Origin of the sequence: Leptospira alstonii serovar Sichuan str. 79601 (genome assembly GCF_000347175.1) — a bacterium.
Classification (GTDB): Bacteria; Spirochaetota; Leptospiria; order Leptospirales; family Leptospiraceae; genus Leptospira; species Leptospira alstonii.
Window position 1 is genome coordinate 1 of record NZ_ANIK01000013.1, and the last position, 5676, is coordinate 5676.

A 5676-nucleotide genomic window follows, 5' to 3' on the forward strand; every position below is an offset into this window, starting at 1 on the left:
CTCTGTGATCCTTGTTCTGATCATTCTGCTATTTCGAAAAAGAGAAAGTAGTTTTTCACATTCAAACACCGGCTAATTTCAATTAGTCGGTGTTTCTTTTTTTTATTCGATCTCCGTGAAGGTGTCATCTTATCATTTCACCTTTTCAAGCGGCATTCCGGTTTTCCGGACCCAGCTTGCTACCTTTGGTGTGGGTTCTGCACTGTAGATGTTTGTTTCTACGTTGTATGCAATCGTTTCTCCGTTGGTTGTGCGGGTGATTTTCTTCAGTAAGTCCGAGGCGAACTTTTCTCTTTCTTGCAGTACTACTTTTGCGTCCACTTTCACAGCGATCTTGTCTTCGTTGCCAACTCCGATTTGTTTGGTATAGTTCTCGGCTTTTGAGTAATACGCGTCTCTCGCTACTTGGTATTGCGCTTCTGCGAGTACTCCCATCGCATCTATTTTAGATGTCAGTAAATAGGGGTCAGATGTCAGGGGCGTGCCCCGCCGCTTTGCGTCGGGTCGCGCTCTTCGTTTCAATCTGCAACGCACCATTTCAAGCTTTATGTATATTCCAGTTTCCGAATTTAACTCATGTTGCGTTGCAGGATTTCCACTTCGATCGCTCACGCAGTTGTAATCAAGGATCTGGTTTACGAACGGTTTCCAAGCGTTGCTTGGAAAGTCTTTCTGAAGTTCAAGAAACTGGAATATGCCGATTTTATAAACCACAAGGCGCAACGGCAAACTACAAAATCTTGTGATTTGTGTCAAGAGTTAAAATCACCTAATATCTATTAGGTGACATGGATTCTGCACACCGTGTGCAGTTCGAGCTTGTTTTTGTAGTTTTAAAGGAAAAAATGGAAGGAGGCTTTAAGAGTCAGAATCAACTCTTTGATATATCAAAGAGTTGCCTATACACCAGTTTTGTCAAATAAAGATGGAGGTTTGAGAAATTTTTTCTCAAACCTCAACGAATACCGTGATCCCGAAGGTCTTTCTCAGTCAGGCCGGTGACTCGCAGGGCCACATCGAGTTTGATCCCTTCCGCAAGCATCTTACGAGCGTCTTCTAAAGCCTTTTTAAACTCGCCTTTCTCAATGCCTTGGCGTTCGCCCGCTTCGAAACGAGCCGCTAAGTCATACACATAGTCTCGGTCCGATTTGAGTTTCTCTTCTATTTCCGCTCGCCTCTTCGGATCATTGGAATATTGTTCCAAGATCGTAAACGCTTTACTCAGATCCGGAGTCTTGTCCACTAATATACTCATCTCTGCCTCCTCCAATTCACTCGTATGTTTGAACACATACAACCAACTCTCCAAATCACTTTCCAGTTCGCTCACGTTCAATTTCAAAAACTTAGGCAATTCTAAAAAATGAATTTCCAATTCGTCCGTTAAAGTGATTTCAGGGTTACTCTCTTCTCGAAATTTGAATTTACTGTGATAATTCTCACTCAAGATCAAATTAAAGTCAACTATATTCACCTGATAGACAGCTTTCAAATCGCTGTAGCCTTCCCCGGATTTCAATTGATCCCGGATTAGTCCCGAAAGGTAATACAAACCCCGTTTTACAAACGAGTTCTCGTGTGCCACTTGGATTTCCACATGGAAGTTTCTATCCGTCTCGTCCTTTGCCCTTATGTCCAGATACGAACGTTTGTCGTTCCGTGACGTCCCCGTTAGCTCCGGGTTTAGAATCGTTATCTCCTGGATCCGGTGTTCTTTGTTCGCGAATATCACGCTGTTTAACATCGATATCAGTAGTTTTGGTTCTTTCACGAACAATGTCTTAAACATCCAATCCGACGTTAAGGGCAAAAAGTTCATGCTAAATCTTTGAAGTCGCTACGCTCCGGAGTCAATACCTTTTAAGGAAACGTCATTTAAACAATCGAGCTGACATTCTCCCCTGCACGGTTTTTATTGAGTCGTTTTTCACTTGCGAAAATCCGAAAAATGTCCGATGGTTTGGATATGGATTCCAGAGAAAGGGCGGAAACGATTCGAGAAGGCAATCGGGCTTTTAACGAGGGCGATATCCGAAAGGCCAGAGATCTTTTTATAAAAGCGGAATATAAGGACGGGCTGATTCGTTTAGGCGATCATTTTATGTACGAAAAGAAAATGCCTCTGCTTGCCTACGGTTATTACAAAAAGGCGGGTTATCAAAAACGGATCGATGAAATTTTCCAAAGAATGATTTGGGCCTTCAGTCAATGGATCGGCGCCGATAAGTTTAAATCGGAGCCTGCAGACCCAACCGCACCCGGCGCCGGAGTTCCGACCTCTTCCGATTTTCCGGACGCTTCCGAGTTTCGGATTCATCCCTTGTTGAAACAAACCGCCCTGGACATTTTGAAAAAACGGGGAATTCAAATCTAAATTTTTGCAATAGGATCCACAAATCCTAATTAGCTCGGTTGAAAATCGGACGCACTTTGAAATCCAAACTTTTATTCTTTTTCATTTTGACGATAACGATTGTAGCGGCGATATCGTACCGGTTTCGCTCCTCGTTCGTCGTATCGGTGTCGGAAATTTTCACTTCGCTTAACAATTCGGAAAAACGATCGGAGCCGAACGAAAGGGAATTTCTCGCTTCCACTTGGTCTTCCGACATCGTCGCGATGACTCAAAACATACGTTTATACGACGAGATTCATCCTTTTCTTTATACCTTGGAAGGCGGTAGAAGTAATACCGGAAATATCAAATCCGTATGGAATCGAGAGGCGCAGGAAGTTTATATTTGGGCCTTGAAAACGATCTCTCCGAATACGAAAGTGATTCCGACCATTTTTCGATGGGAGAACGATTTTGAGAAAGTTTCGGACGCCATCGGTTGGAACGGAAACACAAAGATACGGGATCATCACATTCGACAAATCTTAAAAGAAATCGAAACCTACGATTACGACGGGATCGACATCGATTACGAAGGTATGACCTGCGATAAAAAGGAAAGTTTCGAAACGTTCCTTACCCTTCTTTCCCAAGAATTAAAAAAAAGGAATAAACTCTTATCGGTCGCAATTCATCCCAAAACGTACGCGGAAAAGCCGTCCGAGTATTTCTGTAAAGAAAACGGAAAAAAGATGCAGGTGGATTTTTACGAGGCCTATCGGGGACAACTTTCGCACGACTATGAATTTTTGGGCAAGGTGGCCGATAAGGTCAAGATTATGGCCTACGAACTGCATCCTAGAAAAAACGCGTTTCCGGGTCCCGGTCCTCAGGCGCCTTCCTGGTGGATCGAAAGAATATTAGAATATTCTACACAAAAGATTCCGAATATGAAATTGTATATGGCGATCCCGACCTACGGTTACGATTGGCCGTTGAACTGCGACATACCTTCCAAGGCGGTATTTTATTCCCGCGCTCAACATATCAAAACGAACTGGAATCCGAGAGTCGAAGAACCGACGGACGTAATAAAGATCTTTAAAGACTCCAAAAAATCGGGGGATTGGATTTATCTTCGTCCTTATTTATACCGTCACGACGGACACGTTTACGACGATCCTTCCCTTTGGTACACTTTGGGAGGTTGCGATCGTGTCGCGTTTTATATGAACCGAAGATCCTTCGAAACGAAAATGAATCTATTAAAAAAATATAAAATACGCGGATTCTCGTTTTGGCAGCTGATTCAGGACAACGATCCGGAAATTCATTCCTATCTTAAGTCGATGATCCAAAACGAACCCGAGAACAAAGAGAACGTTTCGAAGCGGTTTTGATTTCTTTGGGACCGTTTCGGTTCGTTACGCCGAATGCTTGACAATTGAGAACGAGTATTTTCGTTTGCTCATGATCAAAAAGAAAAGTAACAACTCTCGCAATTCAAATCAGGAAAAAGGAATGTTCGGTTATACGAAAAACGGTTCTCTGTTGGCGGATCCCACACGCGTTCCCAAATTGGGACCGAAAAACAATTCGTCTAACTTGTCCGATGCGGCCGTTCCAAAGAACCCTCTCGATACGATGACCCCTAAGGAAGTTGCGGCTTTGTTAAAACGAACGATCAGAAGGGTCGGCGATTATCGAAGGGAAGGATTGCTCGGAAAATTTTGGAGATTGACCGACGGAAGTATCCTTTATTCGAGAGCAGGCGTTGAGGAATTTTTTAAAAGTCATTTTGTGGAAACCGAGGAACTTTCCGAACGGTAGTGGGTTCGGATTTTATTGTGTTTAAACAAAAATTCCCTACTTCGTTGTGAGCCACTCGCGACGCTGTCGCTGCTCGTTGGCAATCTCGCTCTCTATGGATCGCGATCTTTCTTTGCTTTTGCAAAGAGCCACTCGCGACGCTGTCGCTGCTCGTTGGCAATCTCGCTCTCTATGGATCGCGAGATTGGTCCGGGCCTAAACCACGAAGAAGTAGCCCGGAGAGGGGGTAAGAAAAGACGCGTTACGCGGCTTTTCTTAGGGGGATTCTTCCCCCGCCTAACGTCTAATTTCCCTCCTAACATCTTAAAACGTTCCCACACTTTCAAAAAGATCCTGTTCTATCCGCAAATCCAATTTGACCTTGCCTTTGTTCTTTTCATCAAACATTGTTTAGACGAATTTCAAAATTTCGATAGCGAAGGTTCGTTAGGCGTTACTTTGATTCAAAAGATGTCGAGAATCCCTGTAAAACCTAACGAACATTAGGCGATAAGTTTCATTCTAAATCACTGACTTAAAGCAGCGCACACCTACCCCCCGAACACTGATTTACGGATGCGCTGGTCGGGTATGCTCCCGTGCCTCTTCTGTCCTCGTTTTCTCCGGTGCAATTTCTGTTAGAGATTACGAAGTCGAAATTATTGCGGTAAACCTCGCCTAATTGTATAGTCGTCAATGATACCAGAGTCCTTTGCGGCGTTTCCAGTCTATTTATTACCTCGAGCGGATCTGTGGTGGGCGTTAAAGATTGTCTGAAGAAGTCCAGTGGCCTCGAACGCAAGGCCGTCGGAATTACTACTATCCCTTGAGAGGTCCTTAGAATCGGAACGGCATGCGCCGATAAAGTTCCGTCCTGACGACGACGTATCATTACCGGGAGCCAAATGCTTCCGGGGGGAGAACTTATGAGTGTGTTAATGTGGGATACGATCTCGGACCGAGTGGAATATACATCAGAAAGAATCCAGTTGTACTGAGGCAACATAGTCCTAGCCGATGCCAATGTTAACTGTCTGGTTGTGTAACCGGCGACGGGACCATATACGTTAGGAACGTCTGTCAGCAACATTTCCAATAGCGGATAACGTTGTCCGAACGAGATAAAAGGATCCGTATCCGGAGCCGTATCGAAAAAATAACCTCCGCTCTGAAGAGGTCCTTGCGAATGATGCTCCTGAAGCTCCGCCAGCATCTGAAAACTATGAAGCAGACATACCCCACATACCCCACGTACCCGACTCACACGTATAGTTGAAACCGCTATGTCATAAAGTCTTCGAATCCAAGCATCGCTTAGTTGAAAGTCGGGCGGTAAGGTCCTTTTTTCTCTTTTATACGCATGACTTTCCTTGCTACCGGCCGGACAATATTGTTCCGTCTTACCGAGATTGCCGGCCGTGTAACGCGCCCAATCCAGTAAGTTTTTATCAACGGTAAACAGAGAGGTCGGACTATTGGTTGTATCTTTTTCCAAATAAGAAGGTTTAGCTGCATAAGCAACACCCCAATTC

At 44.3% G+C, this 5676-nt stretch carries 5 protein-coding genes and 1 pseudogene; 3 read left to right on the plus strand and 3 right to left on the minus strand.

Annotation, left to right across the window (positions count from 1 at the left end; all coding sequences use genetic code 11):
- Positions 1–204: 204 nt before the first annotated feature.
- Both LEP1GSC194_RS03200 and LEP1GSC194_RS03205 read right to left on the minus strand, forming a co-directional pair.
- Positions 205–537 (minus strand): annotated as a pseudogene (locus LEP1GSC194_RS03200) (hypothetical protein); the annotation flags it as partial.
- Positions 538–955: 418 nt separating this feature from the next.
- On the minus strand, positions 956–1819 hold the full coding sequence (locus LEP1GSC194_RS03205; RefSeq protein ID WP_456297469.1) for an Rpn family recombination-promoting nuclease/putative transposase: 864 nt from the start codon (positions 1817–1819) through the stop codon (positions 956–958).
- 129 nt (positions 1820–1948) lie between these two features.
- Between LEP1GSC194_RS03205 and LEP1GSC194_RS03210 the strand changes: the two genes are divergently transcribed.
- The 3 genes from LEP1GSC194_RS03210 (at position 1949) to LEP1GSC194_RS03220 (ending at position 4165) form a co-directional block, all read left to right on the plus strand.
- A complete protein-coding gene (locus LEP1GSC194_RS03210) occupies positions 1949–2374 on the plus strand; it encodes a hypothetical protein (RefSeq protein WP_036041203.1) in 426 nt (141 codons plus the stop codon).
- A 56-nt stretch (positions 2375–2430) separates the two neighbouring features.
- A complete protein-coding gene (locus LEP1GSC194_RS03215) occupies positions 2431–3735 on the plus strand; it encodes a glycosyl hydrolase family 18 protein (RefSeq protein WP_036041209.1) in 1305 nt (434 codons plus the stop codon).
- Between the two features lie 70 nt (positions 3736–3805).
- A complete protein-coding gene (locus LEP1GSC194_RS03220) occupies positions 3806–4165 on the plus strand; it encodes a helix-turn-helix domain-containing protein (protein ID WP_036041211.1) in 360 nt (119 codons plus the stop codon).
- Positions 4166–4679: 514 nt separating this feature from the next.
- On the opposite strand, the gene LEP1GSC194_RS03230 is transcribed toward LEP1GSC194_RS03220, so the two are convergent.
- The coding region (locus tag LEP1GSC194_RS03230) for a DUF1561 family protein (RefSeq protein WP_020772289.1) at positions 4680–5676 on the minus strand (997 nt) is incomplete at its 5' end.

What these genes read in the sequence shown, in the direction of transcription:
- LEP1GSC194_RS03210 (WP_036041203.1), top strand. Translation starts at nt 1,949, where the DNA reads ATGTCCGATGGTTTGGATATGGATTCCAGAGAAAGGGCGGAAACGATT.
- LEP1GSC194_RS03220 (WP_036041211.1), top strand. Translation starts at nt 3,806, where the DNA reads ATGATCAAAAAGAAAAGTAACAACTCTCGCAATTCAAATCAGGAAAAA.
- LEP1GSC194_RS03205 (WP_456297469.1), bottom strand. Translation starts at nt 1,819, where the DNA reads ATGAACTTTTTGCCCTTAACGTCGGATTGGATGTTTAAGACATTGTTC.